The sequence below is a fragment of the Catellatospora sichuanensis genome (assembly GCF_007483665.1).
Classification (GTDB): domain Bacteria; phylum Actinomycetota; class Actinomycetes; order Mycobacteriales; family Micromonosporaceae; genus Catellatospora; species Catellatospora sichuanensis.
On the sequence record NZ_VIQO01000011.1, the window covers coordinates 43,079 to 68,212 of the forward strand.

Genomic DNA, 25,134 nt, shown 5'->3' on the forward strand with positions numbered 1-25,134 from the left:
CCGGTCGAGGCCGTGTCCGGTCAGAAGGTGTACGGGGTGGCGTACTGCGGCCGCAGGATGGTCGTGCGTGGCGCCACCTGCCGGATCGCCGCCTCGAACGCGGTCAGCCGCTGGGCGTCGGCGGGTGCGACGATCGGCGGGTTCTGCAGCGGCGTCTCGAAGTTGTCCCAGTGCACCGGCACCACGACCGCCGGGCTGTCGAGCGCCTCGATCAGGCGGGGGACGTAGTCGTGGGTGGCGGTGCTCGACGGCAGGGCCAGCATCGCCACGTCCGGGCGCAGGCCGCGCAGGTTGCGCTCGACGAAGTCGCTCGCGCCCATGAAGAACACCGACGGCCCGCCCGTGACGCTGACCTGATAGGACAGCGTGTCGCCCTCGGGCAGGTCGGCGATGGTCTGCGGCGCGGGAACAGCCGGGCTCGTGCGCACCCCGGGGAAGGCCATCGAGTACGAAGCGTTGCGGCTGTGCAGGGCGGACACGACCTCGACGGAGTAGTCGCCGAACTCCAGCACCTCGCCGCCCTTGACCGGGCTGAGTTGCGCCGTCGGCACGCCCGAGGCGAGGCCGAGGTGGTACGCGGTGAGCGTGCCGAAGACCCGGGCGCCGGTGGTCGTCGCGACGTGCGGCACGTCGTTGAAGTGGTCCCAGTGGGTGTGCGTGACGAACACGTTCTCGGGCTTGCCGACGTGCGCGGCGACCGCGGACGTGTCCACGGTGAGCGCGGTCGCGGGATCGAATGCGCCGGTGAACAGGCCGGTCGGGAACCGGGTGAGGTACGGGTCGATCAGGAGGGTGCGAGCGCCGACGTCGATGCGCCACCCGGAGGTGCCCAGCCAGCGCAACGTCGCCGTCTGCCGCTTCGCCGCGCTCGGCCGGGAGTCGGGCGCGGCGGTGGGTGCGGCGGCGACCGGTGCGGCGGCGACCGGGATGGCGGCGATCGAGGTGAGCGCGGTACCTGCGGCGGCCGTACGCAGGAAGCGGCGGCGGTCGACCTGATGCTCGGACATGGATGGTTCCCCTCGTGCGGTGGATCAAGATGACCAGCGCAGCGAAGCATCCGGCCGACAGCGCCGTCCAAGATCGGAGAGCGGCACCTGCGATATCGGTCCGGATATCGCCCCAGTTCAGGCATTGCCCGATGAGGCCGACAAGTGTCTTATGTCACTCGTCGCGTAGCTCGTCCACGGCCAGTTTCGCGGCCCGCCCGAGCACCAGGTCGAGCTCGAGCCGCGGCATGGACAGCCGCTCGGTCTTCGCGAACACCGCCACCGCGTAGCGGCCGCCGTCGGGATACTCCGCGACACCGGCCTCCATGTGCAGGCCGGGCAGGGTCCCGGTCTTGCCCGCGACCCGCACGCCCGGCGGGAATGCCGCGGCGAGCCGGGTCCAGAACAGCTGCCGGAACATCAGCGCGCGTACGGTCGCGCAGGCCTGCGCCGGGCCTGCCTCGTCCTGCCAGATGAGCCCGAGCAGCCGGGTGACCTCCTCCGGCGTGCTGGAGTTCGTGTGGGCGGGGTCGAACACCCGCAGTGCCCGGACCTGCTCGTCGGGCAGGGTGGGGAAGATCCGGGCGAACTCCGCGTCGTCGCGTGCCCCGACGTCGGCGATCATGGTTGCGAGGATCTCGCGCGGCCCGCCGATCAGGCGAGTGCGGGTCAGGCCCAGTTCCTGCGCGAGCAGTGGCAGCAGGTCCGGGCCGATGCGGCACAGCAGCAGGTCGGCGGCGGTGTTGTCGCTGACGGACATGGTGAAGTAAGCCAGGTCGCGCAGCGACGCCTCGACGTCGTCGGCGCAGCCGGCCGTCCCCCAGCCGCCGAGCCGGTCGGTGGCGCGGACCAGCACCCGGTCGGCCGGATCCAGCGAGCCTGCGGCGGCCTGCCGGGCGAATTCCAGTACCAGCAGGATCTTGAAGATGGACCCGATGACGACCTGGTCGTGGGCACCGACCGCGACCTCCCGGCCGGTGTCGAGGTCGCGTGCGTGCAGCCAGCCCTGCATGTCCGCGCCGGCGAACACGTCCGCGACCCGGTTCGTGATCAACATCTGGTCAGCCTATGGTCGGACGGTGGATCTCTCCAAGCACCTGCGCTACTTCCTGGTCGTCGCGGAGGAACTGCACTTCAGCCGCGCCGCGGTGATCCTGGGCATGGCCCAGCCGCCGCTGAGTCAGGCCATGCGGAGGCTGGAGGACGAGCTCGGGGTCACGCTGTTCGACCGGCTGCCCCGCGAGACCGCCCTGACCGCCGCCGGGCACGCGCTGCGCGACGAAGCCCGGGAATTCCTGGCCGCCGAGCAGCGGATGCGGACCCTGATGAACACCATCCGCGACGGCGCGCTCGGCACCCTGCGCGCCGGGGTGCCGCCGGAGACCCCGGCCGCGGCCCTCGGCGAGCTGCTGCGCCGGCTCGCCGAGCAGGCCCCCGGGCTCGACGTCGATCTGCAAGAATTGACGACCGCCGAGCAGCTGGAACTGCTCGCCGCCGCCCGCCTCGACGTGGGTCTGGTGCACCAGCCGATCGATGACGTGGACCTGCACGCCGGCCCGATGATCCGGACCCGTCTGGGCGTGGTCCTGCCCCGCACCAGCCCGCTGGCCCGGTCGAACGAGGTCGCCCTGGCCGACCTCGCCGGGCACGGACTGATCGTCTTCCCCCGCGCCGGCGCCCCCGCGTGGCACGACCACCTGCTCGCGGTATGCCGCGAGCACGGCTTCACGCCCAGCCGGATCCGGCACGCCCGCAACCCCGAGTTCCTGTGCGGCCTGGTGCTCGCGGGGCAGGGCGTGGCCCTGGAGCGGGAGTCCGCGACCCGCCGCGAGCCCCGGGTCACCTGGCGGCCGCTGACCGGCGACCCACTCTGGCAGCAGGTCGCGGCCGTGTGGCCCCGCCGGTCGCCGCACCCGGCGGCGCAGCGCTTCGCCGCGGTCGCCGGTGAGATCCTCACCCGGTCCGCGGCGTCGCCCGTGCCGGAGCGGGCCGAAGGAGCGCCGCCGCCGTGGTCGGTGGTTTTTCACACGGCCCCAGGCGTGTGACGGCGTCCATTCCTGGGCCGTGCCCGCTGCGTTGCCCGCTTCGGGCCACCGGCGGACAGATGCGCATAAGCCGCAGGTATCCGCTGCTTGCCGATACGCTGGCGGATGAAGATCCAGACTGTCGTCACCCAGGTGGCGGATGCGGTCAGGGGGCCGGTGATGGCGATGGGCGGCCTGCCCGACGCGAGCGCGAACGCGGAGTTCGACGCGGTGCTCTCCGGCGGGCTCATCCACGCGGTCTACCAGCCCATCATCGCGCTGGGCGGCGGGCAGACGGTGGGCTACGAAGCGCTGGCCCGCGGGCCTGCCGACAGCGCCTTCGCCAGTCCGGAGCTGCTGTTCCGGCACGCCGCGCAGACGGGACGCCTCGCCGAACTCGACCGGGCATGCGGGTTGGCGGCCTTCCGGGGCGCGCTGGCCGCCGGGATGCCGCGGCGGGTGCCGCTGTTCGTCAACGTCGAGCCGACGACGTTGCGCACCGCGCCGCCGCAGGAGGTGCTCGAGGTTCATGAGGCCGCACTGGCCCACCTGCACATCGTGGTGGAGCTGACCGAGCGGTCGCTGTCCGCCGACCCGGCGGCGCTGCTGGCGGCGATCCTGGCGCTGCGGGGGCGCTCGATTCGCATCGCCCTGGACGACGTCGGGGCCGACCCCACGAGCCTGGCCATGATGCCGCTGCTGAGCCCTGATGTGATCAAGCTGGATCGCAGCATCGTGCAGGGCCCCGTCACCCCGGCGGTGTCGGCCGTCGTCAACGCGGTGCTGGCCGAGTCCGAACGCACCGGTGCCGCCGTGCTCGCCGAGGGCATCGAGACACCACATCACCTCGCCATCGCACGATCGATGGGGGCGACCCTGGGCCAGGGCTGGTTGTTCGGCCGTCCCGGGCCGCTGCCCGACACGTTCGCGACGGCGGATCTCGTGCTCGCTCAGGTCGACGCGCCTACGGCCACCGCGGACACCCCGTTTGCGGTCGCCCGCAAACATCGGCCGGTCATCCGCACCACCAAGCAGATGCTCAAGTGTCTGAGCAGGCACCTGGAGAACAAGTGCCTGCAGCTGGCCGAGTCCACGGTGCTGATGGCGTCATTCCAGCACGTCCGGAACTTCGACGGCCACGCCCGGCAGCGGTACCGCCGCCTCGCCGCCGAATGCGTCTTCACGGCGGTGTTCGCCCAGGGCGTGCCGGCACTGCCGACCGCCGGGATCCGCGGCGGCCCGCTGCAGCCCGACGATCCGCTGATCAACGAGTGGACCGTCGTCGTGCTGGGCGCCCACTTCGCGGGAGGTCTGTTCGCCTTCGACCGCGGCGGCCCCGGCGAGCACGACGATCGGGAGTTCGACTTCGTCCTCACCTACGACCGGGACGTGGTCATCGAGGCGGCCCAGCCGCTGCTGCACCGGCTGGTTCCCGCCGACCCGGAGACCTACTGGTAGGCCGCTCGCCCGAACGGGCCGGGCCCGCGGCACGGACGGGTTCACCCGTTCAGCAGCGCACGGACCTCGCGGGCGAGCTCGACCGAAGCCTCGATCTCCACCTTGCGGATGGACACGCTCTCGACGTTGAACCCGAACGGCACGCCCAGCCGCCGGCAGAACGCGGCCAGCTCCCGGGCGGTCGCCAGGCACTGCTGGTAGGACTCGGTCAACGGGTCGTCGGAGTAGCGCAGCGCGTTCTCCAGCCAGCGGGGCACGTCGACGCCCAGCCAGTGCAGGAACGACAGCGTCTTCAGCGAACCGCACACCGACAACGTGAAGATCACCGGACGGGGCGTGACGCCCTTCTGCGCGCAGGTGTAGAAGTAGTCCGACAGCAGGCTCTTGGTCGCATCGACGTCGTAGACCACCTGCGTGATGAAGAACGAGGTGCCGCGGTCCTGCTTGGTCAGCATGCGCAGGTGCTCGTCGCCGGTGCGGGTGTAGCGCTCGGTGATGGCGACGGCCCCCAGCGGCAGGTCGGCGCGCACCCGGTCGCGCAGCGCGTACGCCTGCGTCAGGCCCGTGCGCACGCCCTTGTCCCGCGACGACGCGCCGACGAACACGCCCAGCACCCGATCGGTGTCCACGTCGCCGAGCCAGTCGGCCAGCTCGGGCTCGGTGTACTTGCCCACGCACCGGTAGATGACCGCGGGCAGTTCCCACGAGCCCAGGTGGTCGCGGTGGAACACGACCGGATCCATCGTCGGCAGGTATGGGAACGGGCGCTCCTGCGGGTTGCGGTCGCTCTCGTCGTCGATGTCGTAGAGGATGAGCCCGTCGAGGTCCACTGTGGCCAGCCGGGCGAGCGTGACCTCGGCGATCTGGGCGGCCTGCTCGGGCGAGACGCTGCGCCGCGGCGGCGTGATGCCGAGCAGCAGCACCCCCGCGTCGGCCCGCTCCAGCATCGCGCGCAGGGACCGGCGGCCCGGACGGGCGGTGTCGTCAGCCATGCGGTCACGGTATCGAACCCGCTCGCACCACAGGGACCCCTGCGCAGGCGATCCGCGCCACAATCCGGCGACGCCGAGCGGCGCGTGGCCGGGTGCGCGGCGGCACCCGGCCACGGACCGTTCAGTCCAGGTCGTCGCAGATGTTATGCGAGGTGCCGTGGACCATCGTGACGGTCTTGTAGTACGTCGGCGTGAACGCGATGGAGTAGACGCCGTCGATCACCCACATGCCGCGTGCCAGGTTGCCGCCGTCCACCCGGAACCCGAAGATCGCCGGGCCGACCACGTACCAGGTCATCGACCCGTCCGTGCCGTAGTCGACCAACGCCGTGCCGCCCGCGTCGATCTGCGTGGACGCCCCCGTCGCCAGGTTGCTGTACTTGACGAGGAGGTCGCCGGCGTACAGCTCGCGCTTCGGCTTGCCGTCGGCGTAGGTGTCCAGGACGAGCTTGCGCACCTCGTCCAGGACCGGCTCGGCGCGGATGGCGAAGTCGCAGCGGGCCCCCGCCGGCTGCTCGAAGCCCACTGCCGGGGCCGGCACCCAGCCGCCGTGCGCACCGGGTCCCCCGGCCGCCTCCGCCGCCTGAGCCGGTGCGGCCCCTGTCAGCAGCGCGGTGAACATGACCATGGCCGCGATGACTGCTCGACGCATGAACGCTCCCTTCCTGTGCTTCGTTGCGTGCCGGCACAGCCTGCCCAGGCCGCCTCACCAATGCCTGACCGCCGGAAACGGACCGATGGGGTGAAATACCGCTCCGGCGGCGTCGGACCGTCGGCTGCGCCGGGCGGCCTCACCACTGTCTCGACACGCCTCAAGGTCAACCACTTGGCCGCGGTCGGGCGTCCTACCGGTATGGAGTTCCGCCTGCTCGGTCCGTTCGAGGCCTGTCACGACGGTCACCTCGTGGAGATCGCCGGCCGCCGCCAGGAACGCTGCCTGCTGGCCTTGCTGCTGCTCGACCTCGGGCACCCGGTCACCATCGACCGCCTCATCGGCCTGCTGTGGAACGGCGAGGAACCGGCCTCGGCACGCGGCGCCGTGTACACCTACGTGGGCCGCCTGCGCGCCGCGCTGGTCCCGTACGGCGTGCGCATCACCACGCGCGCGGACGGCTACCTGGTCGAGGCCGACAACCATCGCGTCGACGTCGCCGACTTCCACCGCGACGTGCAGCAGGCACTGGACGCCGCCGATCCCGCGGCGCGAGCCGCCCTGCTTGACCGCGCGCTACGGCTCTGGCGCGGACCGCTGCTGGCCGATGTGGCCGACGAAGCGCTGCGACACCGACTCGACGGCCAGCTCGACGAGGCCCGGCTGGTCGCCCACGAGATGCGCGCCGAAGCACAGCTCGCCCTCGGCAGACACGCCCGCGTGATCAAGGACCTGGCCGCGCTCGCCGACGCGCTTCCCCTGCGCGAACGACTCGTCGGCACGCTGATGACCGCCCACTACCGTGCCGCCCGCCAGGCCGACGCGCTGCTGCTGTACGAGGCCACCCGCAAGGCCCTGGCCACCGAACTCGGCGTCGACCCCGGCCCTGACCTCCAGGAACTGCACCGGCGCATCCTCCGTAGCGATGCCCGCCTGGACCAGCCACGCCGCGCGGTGTACGAGGTGCGGGTCCGCGAAGAGGTGCTGCCCTGGATCGTCGGCGGCCACCCCGCGCTGGATTTCTGCAACACCTTCGTCGGCTGGGGCGACCCGGCACCCCTGCCCGGCGCCGAATGGCTGCGCGGCTACCGCACCTTCGCCGTGTGGTGCGGCTACATCGGGCTCGCCGACGACCCGACGGTCAGCCGCCTGCTCACCCTCGCCCTCCGCGACCCGGCCGAGGCGGACCGGACCCTGGAGCAGGCGCGCACACTGCGCGCCCACATGTTCGCCTGCCTCAGCGGGCACGCCGACCACGCGGCGTTCGACGCCGTCGCCAGAGCCGCAGAGGCGGCCGCCAAGACGCTGGAGTACACGCGCGACGATTCCGGCGGCGGACGCTGGCGGCCCAGCCTGGAAGCCGGCTTGCGCCTGCCGCTGCACGCCGCCGCGTGGAGCGCCGCCGAACTGCTCGCCGACCCGCGCCGGCTCACCGTGCGGTCCTGCGCCGAGTCCCACTGCCGCTGGCTGTTCCTGGACGAGACCAGCATGCGCCGCTGGTGCAGCCTGGTGACCTGCGCCGGCTAGACCAGCCCCGCCCTCAGGGCTCCAGCGTGGCCGCCATGCCGACTCCGGCTTCAGGTTCTGTCCGCGGCCTCCGTCTGCCATGGCGCGACCCTGTCGACGGCCGCGGATGAGTGCCGCACCGGAGGGGCAGGCTCAGGACCGAGCAGATGCGCGCGGGCGGCAGCCATGTCCTCGAAGAAGTCGTCGACGAAGGATGCCTGCCCCTGCCGTCGGACCTGGGCGAGCTCTTCCGCTGAGAGGTATCCCACCCAGCCGACCTCCGCGGGCCGGGTACGGCTCGCGTCCGGCTCACCGTCGACCAGGCCGGCGTACAGGTAGCAGTACCGCCCGTACGAGTTGATGCCGTGCCTGAGCAGCGTCAGCCGTTCGACGGCCAGCCCGGTCTCCTCCACCGCCTCGCGCAGCGCGGCCTGCTCGGGGTCCTCGCCCGAGCGCACCGCGCCGCAGACGTGGTTGAACCGGCCGGGCGCGATCATCTTGCCCGGACCGCGCTGGTTGACGAGCGCACGACCGGAGCCGTCCAGCAGCACCGCCACGATGATCTGCAGGTACGCACCGTCGTGCCGCTCCTGGTCGTCGCGCGCCACACCGGGCCGTACGACCGTGCCGGCGGCGTCGACGAGGTCCACCAGCTCGGTCATCACGCCACCCCCACCGGCAGGGCCGCCGGTCGAAGCCAGTCGTCGACGGCGTCGGCCGTCCCCGCGCCGTAGGACCGCGCCAGGCGGTCTCGGAAGTCGGCGACGTCGAGTGTGTAGTCCTGCGGCCCGACCACCTCCAGGACCGTGGCCGCGAGGGCGCTGCCGACCTGCCCGGCGAGTGCCAGGGACAGGCCCCGGCACCGGGCCGCGAAGAAGCCGGCCCGGAACGCGTCGCCGGTGCCGGTCGGGTCGGCCTTTCGTGCCACGTCCGCTACCGGCACCCGGACCGGGTCCGCTCCCCCGCGGCAGATCTCCACGCCCTTGGCGCCCAGCGTGGTGACCCGGACCCCGACCAGATCCGCGATCTGCCCGGCGGACAGGCCCGTCTTCGCGGCGAGCAGCTCGAACTCGTACTCGTTCGACACCAGGTATGCCGCGCCTTCGATCAGTTCCCGCAACGCCGGGCCGTCCAGCAGGGCGATCTGCTGAGCGGGATCCGCGACGAACGGGATGCCCAGGTCACGGCACTGCCGGGTGTGCTCGCGCATGGTGCGCGGATCGCCGGCCGCGATGATCGCCAGCTTGGCGTGTCCCGTGGTGGCCGCCTCGGCCAGCGACACCTCGTGGCTCTGGGCCGCCGCGCCGACGTAGAAGGAGGAGATCTGGCACATCGCCGCGTCGGTGGTGCACACGTACCGGGCGGTGTGGCGGGACGCGCTGACCCGCAGACCGTGCGTGTCGACTCCGGCCCGCTCGAGCGCCGCGACGTAATCGGCCGCGTCGGCGCCGACCATGCCGACGAGCATGGGACGCAGCCCGAGCTGCGCGAGCCCGTACGCGATGTTCGCGCCGACCCCGCCGCGCCGCACGCACATGTCGTCGGTGAGGAACGACAGCGACACGTTGTCGAGGCTGCCCGCGAGCAGCTGTTCCGAGAACCGGCCCTCGAACCGCATCAGCTGGTCGAACGCGACCGGCCCACTGATCGCGACGGTCATCGCGGCACCGGCCGGTAGACGGGTCGGGCCAGGTACAGCGCCCGCTTCATGTGCCGGGGCCGCGCGGGGTCGTCGTGGTACGTGGTCCGGCCGTGGGAGATCTTGTCGTTGGCGAAGATCAGGCACTGGTCCGGGCCGAGCGCGAACCGGAGGTGGTAGCCGCTGTTCCCGTGCTGCAGGTCGGCGAAGAACGCGCAGGCCCGCGCGAGCGCGGTGACGTCGCCCCGGGTGCCCCAGGAGTCGGTCGAGGAGATCGAGTAGCGCGAGATGAGGTCGCCGTCGGCGCGCATGGCGAAGGTCGGGCCGGCCACGCTGTCGCGGCAGTCGCCGATGTTCGCCGTCCGGATGAGACTCGTTTCGTGCAGCATCGCGGCGGCCGCGGCGGGGTCGTGCTCGTGCAGGGCGACGAACGCGCCGACGCTGTTGAACAGCGTCGTGTCCCCGCCCTGGGCCGCGGGCCGGACGCAGTGGAGCAGCGTGGTGGCAACCTCGCCGATCTCCTGCAGCGTCCCGTCGGAATGCAGGTCCTGTGCGGTGCTGCGGCCGAACGAGGGATGCGCCGGTCCGGCCATGTCCTCGGCCGCGACCGTCAGCGAGGTGATCGCCCGGTCCGCCCAGTCCGGGCGGGAGCGGTACATCGGCGGCACGAACGGCTCGCTGAGGCCGAATGCCGCCTGCACCTCGCTGATCGCGGCCTGGCTGTCGTGCCCCGTCGGGTACTGCAGGACCGCGAAGCCGTGGTTGGTGTACGCGGACAGTACGGCGTCGGCGCGCTCGGCCGAGATCGGCGCCGCGTCCATCACGACCACCGAGGCTTCGGGCGCCGCCGGGAACTCGGGGATCGGCTTGACCCCCTCCCGCAGCGCTTCGAGCACGGTCTCCACGGCCAGGTGCTGTCGATTCATCGAACTACCTCCACAACGTTGCGGTCGTTACGCTGCGCCGTCAGCCGGGCCGCCTCGGCGACGATCGAGCACATGGTCAGCGCGTCGGTTTCGGTGAGGGTGAGCGGCGGCATCAGGCACACCGCCGATCCCTGCGTACGCACGATCAAGCCGAGTTCCAGGCAGGCCGCGGCGAGCGCGTCCGCGACTCCGGCGTCGGTCATCTGCACCGCCAGCGCCAGCCCCAGCCCGCGCACCTGGAAGACGCGGGGCTCGTCGGCCAGCAGCCGCCGGAGTTCGTCGAGCATGAGCCCGCCGACGCGGGCGCTGTTCGCGACGAGGTCCTCACCCTCGATCACTTCGAGCACCGCGAGGCTCGCCGCGCAGGCCAGCGCGTGACCCGACATCGTGTGCCCGTGCCGGAATCCGCCCATCAGGCTGTCGTCGGCGAACGTGCGGTACACGTCCTCCGTGGTGGTGACAGCGGCGAGCGGCGCGTAGCCACCGGTCACGCCCTTGCTGGTCATCAGGATGTCCGGGACCACCGCGGCGTGCTCGAAGCCGAACATGCGCCCGGTCCGGCCGAAGCCGGTCAAGACCTCGTCCAGGACGAACAGGATGCCGTACTCGCTGCAGATCTCCCTGGCCGCGACGAGGTAGGCCGGGTCCGGGATCAGGCAGCCGGCCACGCCGAGCACCGGCTCCATCACGAACGCCGCGATGTTGTCCGGACCGATCTCCTCGATCGCGTCGCGCAGGGTCTGCGCGGTCGGCGCGCTGCACTCGTCGTGGGCCTCGGCGGCGCGGCACGACGGGCAGATCGGGGTCGGGACCTGGGCGTACGCGCCGGGCAGCGGGTCGTTGCCGGCCCTGGTGAGGGTCAGCGCGGTGGCGGTGACGGCACCCAGGGTGGCACCGTGGTAGCCGTCGCGCAGGCTGAGGATGGTCCGGCGACCGGGTTCCCCGCGCAGGGCGTGGTACATGCGGGTGAGCTTGACGACGGTCTCCATCGCCTCGGATCCGCTGTTGCAGAAGAAGGTCCGGGACAGTGCGGGCGGCAGCAGCGACGCGTACTTCGCGGCGAGCCCGACCGCGGGCGGATTCGCGGCCGCCTCGATGCTGAAGTGCATCAGCGTGGCGGCCTGCCGGGTGATGGCCGCCACGATGTGCGGGTGCGAGTACCCGCAGCTGGCGTTGAGCGAGGCCGCCTTGGCGTCGAGGTACTCCCTGCCGTCGGCGTCCCATACCCGCACGCCGTCGCCTCGCACGATCATCAGCGGGTCGCCGGCCGTCTTGCCCGTCCACGGGTGCCAGAGGTATGCGGCGTCCCATGCGCGCAGTCGCGCGGCCTCTTCTTGGTCAAATGACATGGTCGTGTCCACTCTCGTTGTTCGCTTCGCTGGTCCGGACCGCAGTGCCCGGACGCTTGGGTCGGCCGCCGGTGTCGTCGGCAGGTGGCGCGGGTGCGGCGGCGGTCAGGCCGCCGCCGACCACTCCGCGCGGTTGCGCTCGTAGATCTCGCGCATCATGGTCGCCACGTCGTAGCGCGGCGACCAGTTCGGATAGCGCTGCTGGAACAGCTCGTTGCTGCCCACCCACCAGATGTGATCGCCGACCCGGCTGTCGTCGGAATGACTGAGGTCCATGGGGTTGCCGCTGATCTCCTCCGCGAGGCGGACCGCCTCCAGCACCGAGCAGTTCGACGCGCGGCCGCCGCCGACGTTGTAGACCGCGCCGGGGAACGGCGACCGGATGACCTCCTGGAAGGCGCGCACCAGGTCGTGCACGTGCATGACGTCGCGGACCTGCTTGCCGCCGTGGCCGATCGCGGTGAACGGGTCACGCGACGCGGCGCACTTCATGATGTAGCCGAGCATGCCGTGGGACTTGCTGGCCGACTGTGCGGCGCCGGCAATCACGCAGTTGCGGAACGACGCCGTGGCGATGCCGTGGTGGATGCCGTACTCCTGGACGAGCACGTCCGCGGACAGCTTCGACATGCCCAGCGAGGTGTGCAGGCTCTGGTCCACCGACATGCTCTCGGTGACCCCGTCGGCGTACTCGTGCCCTGGCGCGATCTCCCACCGGGTGGCCGTTTCCAGCAGCGGCAGGCGGTTCGGGCGGTCGCCGTACACCTTATTGGTGCTGCAGAACAGGAACGCCGCATCGGGACACCAGGCGCGGGTGAGTTCCAGCAGGCCGAGCGTGGCCACCGCGTTGATCTCGAACTCCTCGACCGGGTCCCCGGTCGACCACTGCGCGTGACCGGGCTGGGCCGCCGCGTGCACCACCACGGCGATGTCACGGCCGTAGCGGCGGAACAGTGCTTCGAGGGCGGGGCGGTCCCGGATGTCGGTGTCGTGGTGGGTGTACCGGTGGCCGAGTTCCGCGATGAGCCTGTCCCTGTTCGTCTTCGTCGACGCGTCGGCGCCGAAGAAGACGGCCCTCATGTCGTTGTCGACGCCGACGACGTCCATTCCGGCCGCGGCCAGTGCCCGGGCGGTCTCGGAACCGACCAGGCCCGCCGACCCGGTGACGATGGCGATGCTCATTTCTGCGTCTTCCCTTCTCGAACTGATGTGGTCATGCCTGCGGCCGTCGCCAGCGCGACCGCGCCGGCCAGCGTCTCGGCGACCGGCGCGCCGGTCCGCTCGAGCCGTGCCCGGTCGATGTAGCCGTGCGCATAGAGCACGCAGCCGACACCGGCCTCCTGCGCCGCCGCGTGGTCGTCATCGGAGTCGCCGATCAGCACCACCGGCGATCCGGCCAGCCGCAGCGTGTCCAGGTGGCGCGCCAGCAGTTCGGCCTTGCCTGCCCGCGACCGCACCGGCCGGCCCTCGACGAGCAGGAAGCGGCCCAGCAGACCCCGCCAGGTGACCTCCTGGATCAGGTGCGGGTGCTCGGCCAGCGACAGCAGCGACTGCCCGCCCGGCCACGAGTCGAGACAGGCCACGGCGTCCGGAGCCAGCGGGCAGTCGGCCACCCCTGCCTCGTAGGCGTCGTCGAACGTCGCGCACATGACGCCGAACTCGTCGTCGGCGAGCGCGCGACCCAGGCGCCCCTCGTAGTAGGCCCGGATCGGGCGCCGGTATCGCGTACGGTGCTCGGCCACGGAGACCGGTGCTCCGCCGACCGCGGCCAGCGCGGCGTTGACCGCGGCGACGAGCAGGCCGACGTCGTCGAGCAGGGTGCCGTTCCAATCCCACACCAGGTGGGGTCGCGCGCTCACCGGTCGGCTCCGTACGCCGGGTCGTAGCGGGGACCCCCGCGCAGGTCGCGGCCGCTGTACTGCGACGGCGGGCCGTCACCGGTGAAGGTGAACCGCAGTTGCGCGGCGCATTCGTCGATGACCGCGATCATCTGCTCGTGTGTGTCGGCGTCACCGCTGAGCAGATCGAGGTCGAACGAGGACACACCGCCGGGCAGCTGGTCTCCCGGCCGCGTGAACAGCCGGTGCCGGGCGCGCGGGTGCCGTACCGTTCCGTCCACGGCGGACAGCGTCCGCGCGCCGAGCGGCGGCTGGGTGTAGTGCTGGAAGTGCACCCGCGCCGGCCGCGGGCCGTCGGGCAGCCGCACCGGCTGCCCGAGCGCCACCCGGGCGGCCACGATCACCAGGTCCACGCCGAGGGCCCGGCCATACAGCTCGTTGACGTAGCCGCCGATACGTCCGTTGACCTCGATGATGCGCGGGCCTTGCGGGGTCAGCTTGATCTCGGTGTGGGTGATGCCGCCAGTCACCCCGAGCGCGGCCAGTGCGGCAGAGGTCAGCGCCGCGATCTCGGCCTGCGCGGCACCGTCCAGCGCGGACGGCCAGAACTGGCCCGTCTCCCGGAAGGGGTCCAGCAGCGGCAGCTTGCCGGTGATGCCGACGTGGTGGACGACCGAGTCGATGCAGACGCTCTCGACCGAGACGTAGTCCCCGTGGTGCGGGTGCGGCAGTCCGGCCAGGTACTCCTCGACGATGTAGCCACCGTCGGCCCGGTCCGGCCTGCTCAGCAGTTCGGTGAGTCGGGCCAGGCAGCTCTCGGCGTCGCCGACGACGAACGTGTCCCGGCTGCCCTCGCCGCGGACCGGCTTGACGACGGCGGGCATCGGCACCGCGGCCGCCGCTTCGCGGGCCTGCGCGGGGCTGGTCACCAGCGCGAACCGCATCGCCTCCAGGCCCGCCGCGCGCAGCCGCCGGCGCTGAGCGTGCTTGTCGGTCAGCAGGCGCACCGTGTCCGGGGAGTGGAAGGGCAGGTCGAGCGCGTCAGCGAGGTCCGCGGTGACCCGCAGCATGCGTTCGCAGTAGGTCACGATCGCGTCCGGGCCGAACGACTTCACCGCGACGGCGTCGGCGGCCGGGTCACCACTGAGCTCGACGACTTCGCCCGCGCTCTCGAACAGGCCGCGCAGTGCCCGGCTGTGTGCCGAGCCGTCGGTGACGAACAGCAGCTCCGCCGCGCCGTCCAGGCTGCGCAGCAGGTCACCGGGTGACACCGCGCCGCGCGCGAACACCACCGCCAGCCTCGGCATGGCGGGCTTTGCCTGATCGGAAAGAAGCGTCATCTCGCGGCCCTCACACGTTCGCCAGGACGGGCTGCCCGGCGGCCGCGTGGTCGGCGGGCTCCGGTCGGCGGTGCTGTGCCCAGCGGGTGACCGGTGTGATCACCAGGGCGGCGACCAGGTACACGGCGGCCAGGCCGGACCATCCGGCGACCCCGAAACCGACGACGAGGGCCGACATCGCGGCGGGAGCGACGATCCCCTGCACCTGCCCGCCGAGGCGGAACGCGCTCAGGTACTCGCCACGCCGCTCGTCGGGGGCCAGCGCGACGCTCAGGCCCCAGGCGCCCGCCGACTGCCACAGCTCACCCAGTGTCAGCAGCAGCATGGCCGTGGCGAGCAGGGCGAGGGTCGTCCACCCGGAGGTGCCGGCGGTGACGGCGAGTACGCCGCACATCGCGACCAGCGCGAAGCCGCCGTGGCGTTGGGCCTTCGCGGCGCCCGGCGCCGTCTCCGCACCGTGGCTGGCCACCACCTGCAGCGCCACGGCCAGCACCGTGTTGAGGGCGAGCAGCCAGGCGACGGCCGCGTCCGGGGCGTCGGTGCGGTCGATCACCCAGAGCGGGAACACGACGCCGAGCAGGGTCACGTGCGAGTACAGGATGCCGGACACGCCGGACATCGCCATGTAGCCGAGGTCGCGCACCGCCCCGACGGCCTTGCGTGGCGCGCCGGCCGGGGCCGGGTGAGCGGCCCGCGGCAGGGACAGCATCAGAACCGCGGCCAGGGCGAGGATCACCGCGGTGCTGACGGGCATGGCGTAGTAGCCGACCCGGTCACCGAGCGCCAGGGCGATCCCGGCCAGCATCGCGCCGGCGGTGAAGCCGACGTTGCTGGCGGTGCGCGCGTACGCCATGACCCGCACGCGTTCGGCGGGCGGGAACGCCGCGGCGGTGTACGCCTGGCGGCCCGCCGTGCCCAGGTTCTCTGCCAGCGCGACCGCGATCACGACCGCGACGAACGTCGCCACCCCGCTGATGGCCGGATACAGGGCGTACGCGCACGCCTCCGCCACGGTCCCGGCCAGCCACACCCGCACCCCGCCGAACCGGTCGGCGAGCTTGCCCAGCGGGATGGTCAGGACCAGCGTGGTGACCGCGGCCGCGGACAGGCCGAGGCCGACCTGGGCGGCGGACAGGCCGATCGCCCGGGTGAAGAAGACGACGCTGACCGCCGCGAACGCGCCTGATCCGACCGCGTAGAGCATGGAGATGAGGCAGAGCCTGCGTGCGTCACCGCCCGGCGGGATCAGCTGGCGGAGGAGCCTGGAGAGGAGCATGTCGGTACCTATCTGTTGCGGTCGCGGTCAGTTGCCGTCGCGACGGAGGAGAGCGCCGATCTCGGCCGCGACCGTGGCGGGGGCGTCGCCGAGCAGGAAGTGGCCGCCGTCGGCGCGGGCGGTCCAGCCGCCCCTGCCGTACGCCACCCAGTCGGCGAGCACGCGCTCGTCGTGGAGGGGATCGCCGGTGCCGCCGACGGCGACCACCGGCACGCCCAGGACGGCCAAAGCGGTGCCGGCGATCGAGTGCAGCGCGGCGACGTCGGACCGCAGCACGGGCAGCACGAGCTCCAGCAGCTCCTCGTCGGCGAGGATGGCCGCGGGCACGCCGCCGAGGCGGTCCAGTTCGGTGAGGAACTCGGCGTCACCGGCGTCGACCCAGGCCGCGCCGTTCAGGAACGTGCTCTCCGGCGGTGAGGCGGCCACGACGCCGACCAGCCCCACCGGCGCGCCGTCGTCGAGCAGCGCGGCGGTGGTGACGGCCAGGGCCGCGCCGAAGCACTGGCCGATCAGGACGACCTTCGGCGCGCGACGCGGATCGGACCGGATGGTGGCGGCGACGTCGGCCGCGAGTTCTCCCATCACGCACACCGGTTGTTCGGCCAGGCGCTGCTCCCGCCCGGGGAGCCGGATGCCGACGACGTCCCAGCCGGGTGGCGCCGCCAGCGCCACCGGACGGGCGGTGGCCGCGCCGCCACCGGCGTGGGGCAGGCAGTAGACCGTCACGTCGGCGCCGTGGTCCGCGCGCCAGCGGGCGGTGCGCCGCTCGATGTCGATGTCGTCAGGCATGGTCGCCTCCCCGTGCCCCGATCGGCTCCGGTACGCGCGTCGCCCGCGGGGCGGCGTGCAGGAGCTCGCCGAGGCGGCGCAGTGTCGGTTGGAGATAGAAGTCGCGCGCCGATACCTTGCGGCCGTGGTCGTTGCGCAGTGCGGCGAGCATCGCGGCGAGGCTGAGCGAGTCGCCGCCCAGCACCGTGAAGTCGTCGTCGGGTCCGATGTCGGTCCGGCCGAGGGCCTGGCTCATCACGGCGAAGGCGAGCTGCGCCGGGTCCGCCGCCGGTCCGGACGCGTCGACCGTCGCCGGCGTGCCCGGCGGTGCGCCGGTGGTCCCCGGCGTACGCCCGTCGGCGAGGGCCGCCAGGGTGCGGGCGTCGACCTTGCCGACCGGGGTGAGCGGGAACTGCGCGACGGACACCCACAGTGACGGCACGGCGTAGCCGGGCAGCAGACCGGTGACGTGCTCCCGGACGCGGTCGAGAACCGCCGCGGGCAGGGGCGGGGTCACCGCGGCCAGCAGCCGCCGGCCGGTGGCGCCGTCGACCGCCGCGACCACGGCGTCGTGCACCGCGTCGTGCTCGGCGACGGCCCGGGTCACCTCGTCGAGTTCGATCCGGTAACCCCTGATCTTGACCTGCTGGTCGTTGCGGCCGAGGTAGCGCAGTCGGCCGCGCCCGTCGAGGCGCACCATGTCCCCGGTGCGGTACAGCCGCTCCGGGACGTCCGGTGACAGCTGCCCGAACCGTGCGGCGGTCTGCTCCGGCTGGCCGAGGTAGCCGTCGGCCAGTCCCCAGCCGCCGGTGAACAGCTCGCCGACCGCGCCCGGCGGAAGGAGGCGGCCTTCGGCGTCGAGCACGTGCACCGAGGTGCCGGACAGGGGCCGGCCGATCGGCAGCGGGTCCTCGACGTCCTCGGCCGTGTCCACGTGGTGCACGGTGGTGAAGGTGGTGTTCTCGGTGGGCCCGTAGCCGTTGGTCACGCGGATGCCGGGGTGGGCGCGCAGCACCGTCCGAACGTGCTCGGGTGACACCACGTCCCCGCCGGTGAGCAGATGCCGCAGCTCCGCGAAGTCCTCCGGGCACTGCTGCGCCATCAGCCGGAACAGGCCCGAGGTCAGCCAGGCGGTGGTGACGGCCCGTTCCCGCAGGAAACCGCCCAGCTCGTGCGGGGTGACCGGACCGGCGGGGAAGACGTCGATCGTTCCCCCGTTCAGCAGCGGCGCCCACAGTTCGAGGGTGCTCGCGTCGAACGACAGCGGCGCCAGGCGCAGGAAGCGGGTGCCCGGCCCCGCGTCCACGAAGCCCGGACGGTGGGCCAGATGCACGACCGCCGACGCGGGGACCGCGACACCCTTCGGCACGCCGGTCGACCCGGAGGTGAAGACCAGGTAGGCCGCCCGGTTCGGGCTCAGCACCAGTGGTCCGGCCGCGGGACCGCGAACGCACCCGGCCGTGGGTACGGGCACCACCGGCGCCGAGGTCATCGCGGCCAGCCGGACCGCGTCGGCGTCGAGCGCCAGGACCGCGGCCGGGCGGGCCGCGGCCGCGATCGCCGCGAGGCGTGCGTCGGGCCAGGCCGGATCGACGGCGGCGTACGCGGCACCGGCCCGCACGACGCCGAGCACCGCCACGACCTCGCCGAGCGAGCGCGGCAGTGCGAGCAGCACGGTGTCGCCCGGACGCACACCCGCCCCGGTCAGCCGGGCGGCGAGGGTCCCGGACAGGTCCAGCAGTTCCTGATAGGTCACCTCGCGACCCGTCTCGTCGCGGACGGCCACGGCGGCCGGGGCCAGCCGGGCCCGTTCGGCGAACAGAACCTCGAGCGACTCCTGCGGCGCGTGCCCTGCCTCCGCGTTGACCTGCGCGAGCCGGGCGCGCTGCGATGGGGTCACCGCGCGCAGCTCGGCCAAGGGCGTGCCGGGACACCGTGACAGCGCCGGCAGGACGGACTCCAGGCTGTCGCGCAGGGCGCAGGCCTCGGTCAGGTCGAGGACGCCGCTGCTCCAGGACATGGTCGCCGTGGCCGTGCCGTCGGCCGCGACGGTGACGTCCAGCAGGAGGTCGAGCGGTTCGTCGCAGGCTTCGACGACCACGGCCGTCAGCCCGCCCGCGGTCCATCGGCGTTCGGCTTCGTCGGACAGCTGGATGCCGAACTGCGCCCAGGGGAAGCGCCGACCGTCGGGCACCAGGCCGCCACGGGTCAGTTCGGGCTGCCGCGGCGGCCGCTGCCGCCAGGCGTGCAAGAGCCAGGACCCGGCCGCGGCGACCAGCTCACCCGCCGTGCCGACGCCGTCCAGGCTCACCTCGACCGGGCAGAGCTCGCCACGGGCGTCCGCCCGGCCGGGCAACCGCACCGCGAGCGCCTGGCGTCGGTGGCCGGTGTAGCGCGCCAGCACCACCGCGAACGCGGCCAGCAGCCGGGTCGCGGCGTCGGCGCCGCCGAGCGCGGCATCGGCCACCGGTAGCGCGGACCTGGTCACCGGGAGCGGGCTCGGGCGTCGGACGTCGGTCGGCAGTTCGATGATCTGCGGCAGGCCTGCGGGCCACGTGTGCCACCGCGTGCCGCCGTCCGCTGCCGACGGTGTGTCGGCCGCGCACGGCGTGCCCGGCGTCGGCGGCCCGGTCGGGTCGAGACCGGCGAGGTGGTCCACGGTCGCGCGCAGCACCCGGTCGGCCGTCGTACGGTCGAAGCGTGTGGCGATCACCAGGACGCCGTCGCCCTGGTCGGTACGCAGCAGCCGGACGGACACGTCGGCGGCGGCAGGCGGCCTGGCCTGCCGGCACGCCTCGGCCTCCCGACGGCCGAGTTCTGCGAGTTGCGTCCGGTCCCCGCCGACGTCGAGGTCGGCGATCCGCAGCGCCCCGGCGGGCGGCAACCCCAGGGCGGCGAGCCGGGCGGGCAGTCCGTCGAGCGCCCCGAGCACCGTCCCGGTCACCATCGCCACCCGGGTGCGGACGAAGTGGAAGTCGTCCCCGGTGGGCTCAGACATCCCGGCTCAGCTCCTCGTCGTACGAGCTGAACAGCGCCGCCAAGGTCTCGATCACCTCGGGCCGGCCCACGTCGGAGGCGGCCAGCCCGTCAACCGGCTGGGCGTGGAAGCGCGGCGGGTTCAGCGCGCGCCACTGCTGCAGGCCGACCTCGTCCTCGTCACCTGCGGTGTAGACGACGGCCAGCGGGACGGCCACGGTGCGGGGCTGGTACTGAGCTGCCGCGTGCCAGTTGTGGACGTACACCATGACCCGGGCGGCGAACTCGTCGAACGTCGCCTCCACGATCCGAGGGCTGCCCACCACCTGCTCGAACAGCTGACGGATCTGCTCCTGCGCGCGGGCGTCGGACGCCTCGCCGAGCTGCGGCAGGCCCGCCATCCGCCGGATGTCGTCGAGGCGGTGCTGCAGCCGCTGCGCGACGGTCAGCTGTTCCGGCTGGAAGCTGCCGTTCAGCAGGGTCACCGAGGCCGCTTGCAGGCCGTGCGCGCCGGCCCGGGCGGCCATCTCGATGGAGGCCAGGCCGCCGACACAGGAGCCGACGAGGTGCACCGGACCGGTGACGCCCTCCGCGGCCAGCGCGGCGAGCAGATGGTCGGCGATCTCCGGCATGGTCTGCAGCGGCGCGGCCTCCGCGTACGATCCGCGGGACACCAGCCCGATCACGGGTCTGCCCAGCCGTTCGTCGGCCAGCGCGCTGATCCAGCCGAGGGTTCCCGACGTGCCCGGGGCGAGGACCATCGGCACGCCGCCGGCCGGGCCGGCGTGCAGGCGGTACGCGTAGCGCTCGCGCCAGCCGTCGTCGGCTGACCTGAGCTGACGGGCGATGCCGGCGATGGTGGGGGTCTCGAACACCACGCGCAGCGGGACCTTGCGGCCCACCGCTTCGCGCAGGTGCGCCATCAGCGCCGAGGCGTCCAGCGACGTGTATCCCAGTGCGAAGAAGTCGTCGTCGACGGAGGCCGGCACCCGGCCCACGGCATTGCGCCAGGCCGAGGCCACCAGCCCTTCCACCGCGTCACGTGCCCCGCTCATCGGTCGTGCTCCTCTCCCTGGCCGGCCCGGCTGTTCATCTGGTCCACCGATCTGCGTTCGCCTCGTGGATCTCGACGAGGATCTGTCGGAGCGAGGTGCCGATGCCCCAGTGCGGGAAGTGCTCCATGAACTTGCGGTTGTTGGTGATCCACCATCTGCGGTCGCCTTCACGCTGTCCCTGCGCGAAGCTGACCTGCATCTCCAGCCCGGTGATGTCCTGCGCGAGCGCGATCACCTCGAGCACCGAGCAGGAGTTGGCCCGGCTGCCGCCCAGGTTGTAGGCCTCGCCCGGGCGCGGATCCGCGATCACCGCGTCGAACGCGGCCAGCAGGTCGGAGGTGTGCAGGGCGTCGCGGACCTGCTTGCCGCCGAATCCCTTGACGACGTAGGGGCGGCCCTCCATCAGCGACCGCAGGACGAAGCCGGGCATGCCGTGCTGCATGGTCGCGGCCAGTTCCGGCCCGCACACCAGGCCGCTGCGCAGCACCGCCGTGCGCAGGCCGTAGTACCGGCCGAACTCCTGCGCCAGCACGTCGGCGGAGAGCTTGCTCACCCCGAACAGGGTGTGCTTCGTGTGGTCGATTGGCGCCGTCTCCGGGGTGCCCTCGTAGTAGGGGTGCTCCGGCGGGAGGTCCCAGCGGCTCTCGCGTTCGACGAACGGCAGCGCGTTGACGTGGTCGCCGTACACGGTCGAGCTGCTGCAGTGGATCACCACGGCTTCCGGGCAGTGCAGACGCGCGTTGTCGAGCACGTTGAGCGTGCCCACGGCGTTGATGTCGAAGTCGGTGCGGGGGTCTTCACCGGCCCAGTTGTGGCTGGGTTGCGCCGCGGCGTGGACCACGACGGTGACCTCGGCGCCGTAGCGCTGGAAGAGCCGGTCGAGGGTGCCCCGGTCCCGCACGTCGACCTGGCAGTGTGTGTACGCGCTGCCGAGGTCGCGTTCGAGCTTGACCAGGTTGGGGCGGACGGAGCCGTCCGCGCCGAAGAACGTCTCGCGCATGCAGTTGTCGATGCCGACCACGTGCATGCCGCGGGCGGCGAAGTGACGTGCGGCGGCGGAGCCGACCAGGCCCGCCGCGCCGGTGACGACGGCGACGCTCATCGGGTCACCGCCGCGTCCTGCGCGACCGCGACCGTCGACTCGGCCCACACCCGTGCCTGCTCGAGGCTGACCGCCGTGTTGACGTTGTGCGCACCGGCCACGCCGAACGTGGCCACCGCCGTCCCGGCGGCGATGCGGCCCGCCACGAACCGCGTGAACGACAGGCCCTGCTCGATCGCCGCCGGCATCTGTGCGACTTCGGCGGGCGTCCAGTGCCACAACCCGCAGGCCATCAAGGCGGTCGGCTCGATGTCGCGCCCGAAGCGCCGCACGCTGCCCCGATCGTCCACGCCGACCCACTGGATCGGGTAGTCCCAGCGCGCGGGCGGCGCGGCGGTCGCGAAGGCGAAGCCGGCGTCGGCGGGCAGCCGCCCGCAGAACTCCACGAACCGGCCGACACCGCCGGGCTGCACGAAGGAGTCGCCCTCCACCACGGTCACGGCCGTGCCCGCGGCGCTCGCGACGGCGTGCACGTCCCGCAGGTATCCGGTGGGCGAGGAGAACTCCACCGCGACGCCGAACTCGCGGCACAGCGCCTCGGCGCCGGCATCGGCCTCGCGCAGCACCACGCTGGTGCGGGCCAGCGCGTCGGCGCCGGCGAGGTCGCGCAGCAGCCACCACAGGATCGGCCGCCCGGCGATCAGCTCCATCGTCTTGTGCGTGGTCGCGGCGACCGGCGCGAGCCGCGAGCCCAGGCCCTTGGCGAGCACGACCACCGGGGTGTTCGCCGTCCGGGCGGCCCTGTCGCCGCGGCGCTCCGACTCCTCGATGGAGGCGATCCGGGCGATCTTCGGGATGGACCGGGCGGAGTCGAACCGGTGGCCGACCCAGCTGCGTACGAGCGAGCGGGCCCGCTCGGACGGGGTGAGGTTCGCGGCGAGGGCGAGCACGTTCGCGTCGGAGTGGCGGCGTGCCTTCTCCACGCTGTACTCGTCGGTGCACCGGGCGGCCCGGATGCCGGGGAACTTGTTCGCCACGATGCTCATGCCCAGGCCGGTGCCGCACACCAGCACCACCGACGCGTAGCCGCCGCCGTTGAAGGCGGTGCAGGCCGCCGCCGCCAGGTCGGGATAGTCGTGGCGGCCGGAGCCTTCCACGAGCACCGTCTCGTAGCCGTGGGCGCCGAGTTCCTCGACGATCGCTTCGGACAGCGGCGCGCCGAGTCCGTCGTATCCCAGCAGAATCCGCGCCGTCATGCGGTCAGCTCCTGTTCTTCGGTGGTCGAGGTGGTCGATGGGGCCGCACCGAACCGATGCCAGCGGGCGTGTGTCTCACCGGCGCGGAAAGTGCGCAGGCGGTGTTCGAACTCCGGCCTGACGTGCGGGTTCGCCTCCAGCAGCGACACCACGGAACTCACCACCTTCAGCTCGCGCAGCCGGTGGAACATCGGGAACCCGGGCCAGTCCCGCACGTCGCTGCCGTACGCCTGCGCGAACTCCAGTTGCGCGGCGGTCCCGCCCTCGAAGTGGTAGGACCCGGTGGCGACCGGGATGAGGTCCCATACCAGGGGGCCGACGGCGATCCGGTCGAAGTCGCACAGGATCGGGCCCTCGGCGCCGACGATGACGTTGTCGACGTTCGCGTCACCGTGGATCAGGCCATGCGGGACGTCGTCGGACAGCGCCAGCACGGCCGGCTCCAGCTCGTCGCATTCGTCGAGCAGGAAGCGACGGTCGTCGTCGGTGAGGCCGACCGCGTCGCGTACACGTTTGCGCACGTCCTCGACCGGGTCCCACCGCGGAAGGTGGTCCGGCGGGCGCATGGCGTGCAGCCGGCGCAGCAACCGGGCGAGGTCGGCCGCGGTGCCCTGCCGCACCGGCGGCACGTAGTCCCACAGCGAGGCCAGCGCGCCGGGGGCCGCGACCGGGTTCTGCAGGCCCTGCTTGAGCCGGACCGCCGGGTATCCGTTGTCGGCCAGCCAGGTGGCGACGCGGACGACCTTGTGGACGTTCGCGGCCAGCGACGGTGATCCGGCCACCCGGGCCACCACCCCGGCGTTCGGCAGCAGGAAGGTGGCGTTGTTGTAGAACTTGACCAGTTGGGCGTGGTCGGCGTCGATGCCCGCCGCGGCGGCGATCGCCTGCAGGGCGGTGTGCGCGTCCGACTCGAGCGTGGCACCGGGCGACACCGGCGCCGCGGCGGACAGGGAGATGGTCACGTCAGACCGCCGTCATCGCGCTGCGGGCCGGGTCTGCCGCCACGAACCCGCGGTATCGGGCCGCGATCGCCGCCAGCTCGGCCAGGGGTGTGGCGGGCACGTCCGCGATGGACGACCACTTGCGTGCCGGGGTCTGCGACCGCGGCTCCACGCGCCAGTGCAGGTGGTCGATCGGCTCACCGCCGGGAGCACCTACGTACTGCGAAATATGGTAATAATTGCCTGCGGCGCTCGACATGGTCGCATCCACCATGAGCCGGACCATCAGATAGAGCTCGGTCGCCTCGTCGTCGGTGAGGTCAGCCGGGTCGAAGACGTGGCGCTTGGGCACCACGAGGGTGGTGCCCATGTGCTGCTGCCGCGACGGCACCAGCGCGACGGCGTGCGTCGTGGACGCCACGACCGGCCAGTCGGTCTCACGTCCGGTCACCTTCGCGCACACCGCGCATGGATCGGACAACCGGGTTCGGTACTGGAAAGACACAAGACACCTGTTCTCAGGGAAGGGTCAGCCGGCGGATCGGACGGCGAGGCCGGACGGCACGAATTCCAGGATCTGGCGTGCGATCTCCCACCGCTGCTCGACCGAGGGCAGTGGAAGGTCCTCACTGGCGACGAAGGAGTATTCGGCGTCGACATAACGCGGGCAGACGTGAGTGTGCACGTGGTTGAACCGCGCCTCGGGCATCCGGCCGCCCTGCCAGACGTTGATGCCGTCCGGCCGGTACGCCTGGGTCAGCACCTCTGCCATCCGCTGCACCAGGCGGAAGTGGTCCGTCGCCTCATCGGCGGTCAGCTCGGCGATCGTGCTGGTGTGGCGCCGGGGCACCACGAGCAGCGCACCGTGCGAGCGCTGATGGTTGGCCAGCGCGGCGATCGTGTGATCCGACTCCGCCACCGGAATCCAGAACTCCTTGCCCAGCGCACGCAGGCAGAGAACGCACTCATCCATGGGACTCCCCCGTCAGTCGAATGTCGCGATGCCGTCGGTCGAGGACGGCCATCGCATGCCGGACACGGCATCCGCATTGGTCCTGAGCAGGATTGATGCCGTCGGTTGAGCACCGGCCCGCTGAGCCTAGGAGGTCT

The 25,134-nt window shown here is 72.5% G+C and carries 23 protein-coding genes; 3 read left to right on the forward strand and 20 right to left on the reverse strand.

Annotated elements, in window-relative coordinates; translation table 11 throughout:
- Positions 1-20: 20 nt before the first annotated feature.
- Both FLL47_RS21915 and FLL47_RS21920 read right to left on the reverse strand, forming a co-directional pair.
- Positions 21-1,007 (reverse strand): MBL fold metallo-hydrolase, encoded by a 987-nt coding sequence (locus FLL47_RS21915; RefSeq protein ID WP_144122437.1) that lies wholly within the window; start codon positions 1,005-1,007, stop codon positions 21-23.
- 154 nt (positions 1,008-1,161) lie between these two features.
- On the reverse strand, positions 1,162-2,043 hold the full coding sequence (locus tag FLL47_RS21920) for a serine hydrolase (RefSeq protein WP_144122438.1): 882 nt from the start codon (positions 2,041-2,043) through the stop codon (positions 1,162-1,164).
- Positions 2,044-2,065: 22 nt separating this feature from the next.
- Here FLL47_RS21920 and FLL47_RS21925 point away from each other — a divergent pair, with 22 nt between their 5' ends.
- Together FLL47_RS21925 and FLL47_RS21930 are read left to right on the forward strand one after the other, a co-directional pair.
- Positions 2,066-3,031: a LysR family transcriptional regulator gene (locus tag FLL47_RS21925; protein WP_144122439.1), complete on the forward strand. Its 966-nt coding sequence runs from the start codon at positions 2,066-2,068 to the stop codon at positions 3,029-3,031.
- A gap of 105 nt (positions 3,032-3,136) precedes the next feature.
- Positions 3,137-4,468 (forward strand): sensor domain-containing phosphodiesterase, encoded by a 1,332-nt coding sequence (locus FLL47_RS21930; protein ID WP_144122440.1) that lies wholly within the window; start codon positions 3,137-3,139, stop codon positions 4,466-4,468.
- A 41-nt stretch (positions 4,469-4,509) separates the two neighbouring features.
- Here FLL47_RS21930 and FLL47_RS21935 read toward each other — a convergent pair whose 3' ends face one another.
- Complete coding sequence (locus FLL47_RS21935; protein ID WP_144122441.1) at positions 4,510-5,460, reverse strand: methylenetetrahydrofolate reductase; 951 nt, start codon at positions 5,458-5,460, stop codon at positions 4,510-4,512.
- A 121-nt stretch (positions 5,461-5,581) separates the two neighbouring features.
- Positions 5,582-6,112 carry a hypothetical protein gene (locus tag FLL47_RS21940; RefSeq protein WP_144122442.1) on the reverse strand — a complete coding sequence of 177 codons (531 nt, stop codon included), beginning with the start codon at positions 6,110-6,112 and terminating at the stop codon, positions 5,582-5,584.
- A 201-nt stretch (positions 6,113-6,313) separates the two neighbouring features.
- Here FLL47_RS21940 and FLL47_RS21945 point away from each other — a divergent pair, with 201 nt between their 5' ends.
- Positions 6,314-7,639 carry a BTAD domain-containing putative transcriptional regulator gene (locus tag FLL47_RS21945; RefSeq protein WP_144122443.1) on the forward strand — a complete coding sequence of 442 codons (1,326 nt, stop codon included), beginning with the start codon at positions 6,314-6,316 and terminating at the stop codon, positions 7,637-7,639.
- A gap of 50 nt (positions 7,640-7,689) precedes the next feature.
- On the opposite strand, the gene FLL47_RS21950 is transcribed toward FLL47_RS21945, so the two are convergent.
- From FLL47_RS21950 to FLL47_RS22025, 16 genes are all read right to left on the reverse strand, one after another.
- Positions 7,690-8,280 carry an NUDIX domain-containing protein gene (locus FLL47_RS21950; RefSeq protein WP_144122444.1) on the reverse strand — a complete coding sequence of 197 codons (591 nt, stop codon included), beginning with the start codon at positions 8,278-8,280 and terminating at the stop codon, positions 7,690-7,692.
- The gene (locus tag FLL47_RS21955; protein WP_144122445.1) at positions 8,280-9,278 is read right to left on the reverse strand and encodes a carbohydrate kinase family protein; all 999 of its coding nucleotides are present in this window, start codon (positions 9,276-9,278) and stop codon (positions 8,280-8,282) included. Before FLL47_RS21955 ends, FLL47_RS21950 begins: the two co-directional genes overlap by 1 nt.
- Positions 9,275-10,183, reverse strand: coding sequence for a TauD/TfdA family dioxygenase (locus FLL47_RS21960; protein ID WP_144122446.1), 909 nt, complete (start codon positions 10,181-10,183; stop codon positions 9,275-9,277). The genes FLL47_RS21955 and FLL47_RS21960 overlap by 4 nt, the downstream gene beginning before the upstream one ends.
- Positions 10,180-11,532 carry an aminotransferase family protein gene (locus FLL47_RS21965; RefSeq protein WP_144122447.1) on the reverse strand — a complete coding sequence of 451 codons (1,353 nt, stop codon included), beginning with the start codon at positions 11,530-11,532 and terminating at the stop codon, positions 10,180-10,182. Before FLL47_RS21965 ends, FLL47_RS21960 begins: the two co-directional genes overlap by 4 nt.
- A 105-nt stretch (positions 11,533-11,637) precedes the next feature.
- A complete protein-coding gene (locus FLL47_RS21970; protein WP_144122448.1) occupies positions 11,638-12,714 on the reverse strand; it encodes an NAD-dependent epimerase/dehydratase family protein in 1,077 nt (358 codons plus the stop codon).
- A complete protein-coding gene (locus FLL47_RS21975; protein WP_144122449.1) occupies positions 12,711-13,391 on the reverse strand; it encodes an HAD family hydrolase in 681 nt (226 codons plus the stop codon). Before FLL47_RS21975 ends, FLL47_RS21970 begins: the two co-directional genes overlap by 4 nt.
- Complete coding sequence (locus tag FLL47_RS21980; protein ID WP_144122450.1) at positions 13,388-14,677, reverse strand: ATP-grasp domain-containing protein; 1,290 nt, start codon at positions 14,675-14,677, stop codon at positions 13,388-13,390. Before FLL47_RS21980 ends, FLL47_RS21975 begins: the two co-directional genes overlap by 4 nt.
- 43 nt (positions 14,678-14,720) lie before the next feature.
- Positions 14,721-15,986 (reverse strand): MFS transporter, encoded by a 1,266-nt coding sequence (locus FLL47_RS21985; RefSeq protein ID WP_144122451.1) that lies wholly within the window; start codon positions 15,984-15,986, stop codon positions 14,721-14,723.
- Positions 15,987-16,013: 27 nt separating this feature from the next.
- Positions 16,014-16,775 carry a thioesterase II family protein gene (locus FLL47_RS21990; protein ID WP_144122452.1) on the reverse strand — a complete coding sequence of 254 codons (762 nt, stop codon included), beginning with the start codon at positions 16,773-16,775 and terminating at the stop codon, positions 16,014-16,016.
- A complete protein-coding gene (locus tag FLL47_RS21995; RefSeq protein ID WP_144122453.1) occupies positions 16,768-19,752 on the reverse strand; it encodes an amino acid adenylation domain-containing protein in 2,985 nt (994 codons plus the stop codon). Before FLL47_RS21995 ends, FLL47_RS21990 begins: the two co-directional genes overlap by 8 nt.
- A complete protein-coding gene (locus tag FLL47_RS22000) occupies positions 19,745-20,785 on the reverse strand; it encodes a phosphopantetheine-binding protein (RefSeq protein WP_144122454.1) in 1,041 nt (346 codons plus the stop codon). Before FLL47_RS22000 ends, FLL47_RS21995 begins: the two co-directional genes overlap by 8 nt.
- 34 nt (positions 20,786-20,819) lie before the next feature.
- Entirely contained in the window at positions 20,820-21,887 is a 1,068-nt protein-coding gene (locus tag FLL47_RS22005) for an NAD-dependent epimerase/dehydratase family protein (protein ID WP_144122455.1), read from the reverse strand.
- Positions 21,884-23,083, reverse strand: coding sequence for an RpiB/LacA/LacB family sugar-phosphate isomerase (locus tag FLL47_RS22010; protein WP_144122456.1), 1,200 nt, complete (start codon positions 23,081-23,083; stop codon positions 21,884-21,886). Before FLL47_RS22010 ends, FLL47_RS22005 begins: the two co-directional genes overlap by 4 nt.
- A complete protein-coding gene (locus FLL47_RS22015; protein WP_144122457.1) occupies positions 23,080-24,045 on the reverse strand; it encodes a phosphotransferase enzyme family protein in 966 nt (321 codons plus the stop codon). Before FLL47_RS22015 ends, FLL47_RS22010 begins: the two co-directional genes overlap by 4 nt.
- 1 nt (position 24,046) lies before the next feature.
- Entirely contained in the window at positions 24,047-24,475 is a 429-nt protein-coding gene (locus FLL47_RS22020; RefSeq protein WP_186315830.1) for an HIT family protein, read from the reverse strand.
- 78 nt (positions 24,476-24,553) lie between these two features.
- Positions 24,554-24,997: an HIT family protein gene (locus FLL47_RS22025; RefSeq protein WP_144122459.1), complete on the reverse strand. Its 444-nt coding sequence runs from the start codon at positions 24,995-24,997 to the stop codon at positions 24,554-24,556.
- Positions 24,998-25,134: the final 137 nt, after the last annotated feature.

Excerpts from the sequence above, each read along its gene's own strand:
- FLL47_RS21980 (WP_144122450.1), bottom strand. The coding sequence starts at position 14,677 with ATGCCGAGGCTGGCGGTGGTGTTCGCGCGCGGCGCGGTGTCACCCGGT.
- FLL47_RS21965 (WP_144122447.1), bottom strand. The coding sequence starts at position 11,532 with ATGTCATTTGACCAAGAAGAGGCCGCGCGACTGCGCGCATGGGACGCC.
- FLL47_RS21930 (WP_144122440.1), top strand. The coding sequence starts at position 3,137 with ATGAAGATCCAGACTGTCGTCACCCAGGTGGCGGATGCGGTCAGGGGG.
- FLL47_RS21945 (WP_144122443.1), top strand. The coding sequence starts at position 6,314 with ATGGAGTTCCGCCTGCTCGGTCCGTTCGAGGCCTGTCACGACGGTCAC.
- FLL47_RS21985 (WP_144122451.1), bottom strand. The coding sequence starts at position 15,986 with ATGCTCCTCTCCAGGCTCCTCCGCCAGCTGATCCCGCCGGGCGGTGAC.
- FLL47_RS21970 (WP_144122448.1), bottom strand. The coding sequence starts at position 12,714 with ATGAGCATCGCCATCGTCACCGGGTCGGCGGGCCTGGTCGGTTCCGAG.
- FLL47_RS21915 (WP_144122437.1), bottom strand. The coding sequence starts at position 1,007 with ATGTCCGAGCATCAGGTCGACCGCCGCCGCTTCCTGCGTACGGCCGCC.
- FLL47_RS21920 (WP_144122438.1), bottom strand. The coding sequence starts at position 2,043 with ATGTTGATCACGAACCGGGTCGCGGACGTGTTCGCCGGCGCGGACATG.
- FLL47_RS21940 (WP_144122442.1), bottom strand. The coding sequence starts at position 6,112 with ATGCGTCGAGCAGTCATCGCGGCCATGGTCATGTTCACCGCGCTGCTG.
- FLL47_RS21935 (WP_144122441.1), bottom strand. The coding sequence starts at position 5,460 with ATGGCTGACGACACCGCCCGTCCGGGCCGCCGGTCCCTGCGCGCGATG.
- FLL47_RS22025 (WP_144122459.1), bottom strand. The coding sequence starts at position 24,997 with ATGGATGAGTGCGTTCTCTGCCTGCGTGCGCTGGGCAAGGAGTTCTGG.
- FLL47_RS22005 (WP_144122455.1), bottom strand. The coding sequence starts at position 21,887 with ATGAGCGTCGCCGTCGTCACCGGCGCGGCGGGCCTGGTCGGCTCCGCC.
- FLL47_RS22000 (WP_144122454.1), bottom strand. The coding sequence starts at position 20,785 with ATGAGCGGGGCACGTGACGCGGTGGAAGGGCTGGTGGCCTCGGCCTGG.
- FLL47_RS22010 (WP_144122456.1), bottom strand. The coding sequence starts at position 23,083 with ATGACGGCGCGGATTCTGCTGGGATACGACGGACTCGGCGCGCCGCTG.
- FLL47_RS21955 (WP_144122445.1), bottom strand. The coding sequence starts at position 9,278 with ATGACCGTCGCGATCAGTGGGCCGGTCGCGTTCGACCAGCTGATGCGG.
- FLL47_RS21990 (WP_144122452.1), bottom strand. The coding sequence starts at position 16,775 with ATGCCTGACGACATCGACATCGAGCGGCGCACCGCCCGCTGGCGCGCG.
- FLL47_RS21950 (WP_144122444.1), bottom strand. The coding sequence starts at position 8,280 with ATGACCGAGCTGGTGGACCTCGTCGACGCCGCCGGCACGGTCGTACGG.
- FLL47_RS21995 (WP_144122453.1), bottom strand. The coding sequence starts at position 19,752 with ATGTCTGAGCCCACCGGGGACGACTTCCACTTCGTCCGCACCCGGGTG.
- FLL47_RS21960 (WP_144122446.1), bottom strand. The coding sequence starts at position 10,183 with ATGAATCGACAGCACCTGGCCGTGGAGACCGTGCTCGAAGCGCTGCGG.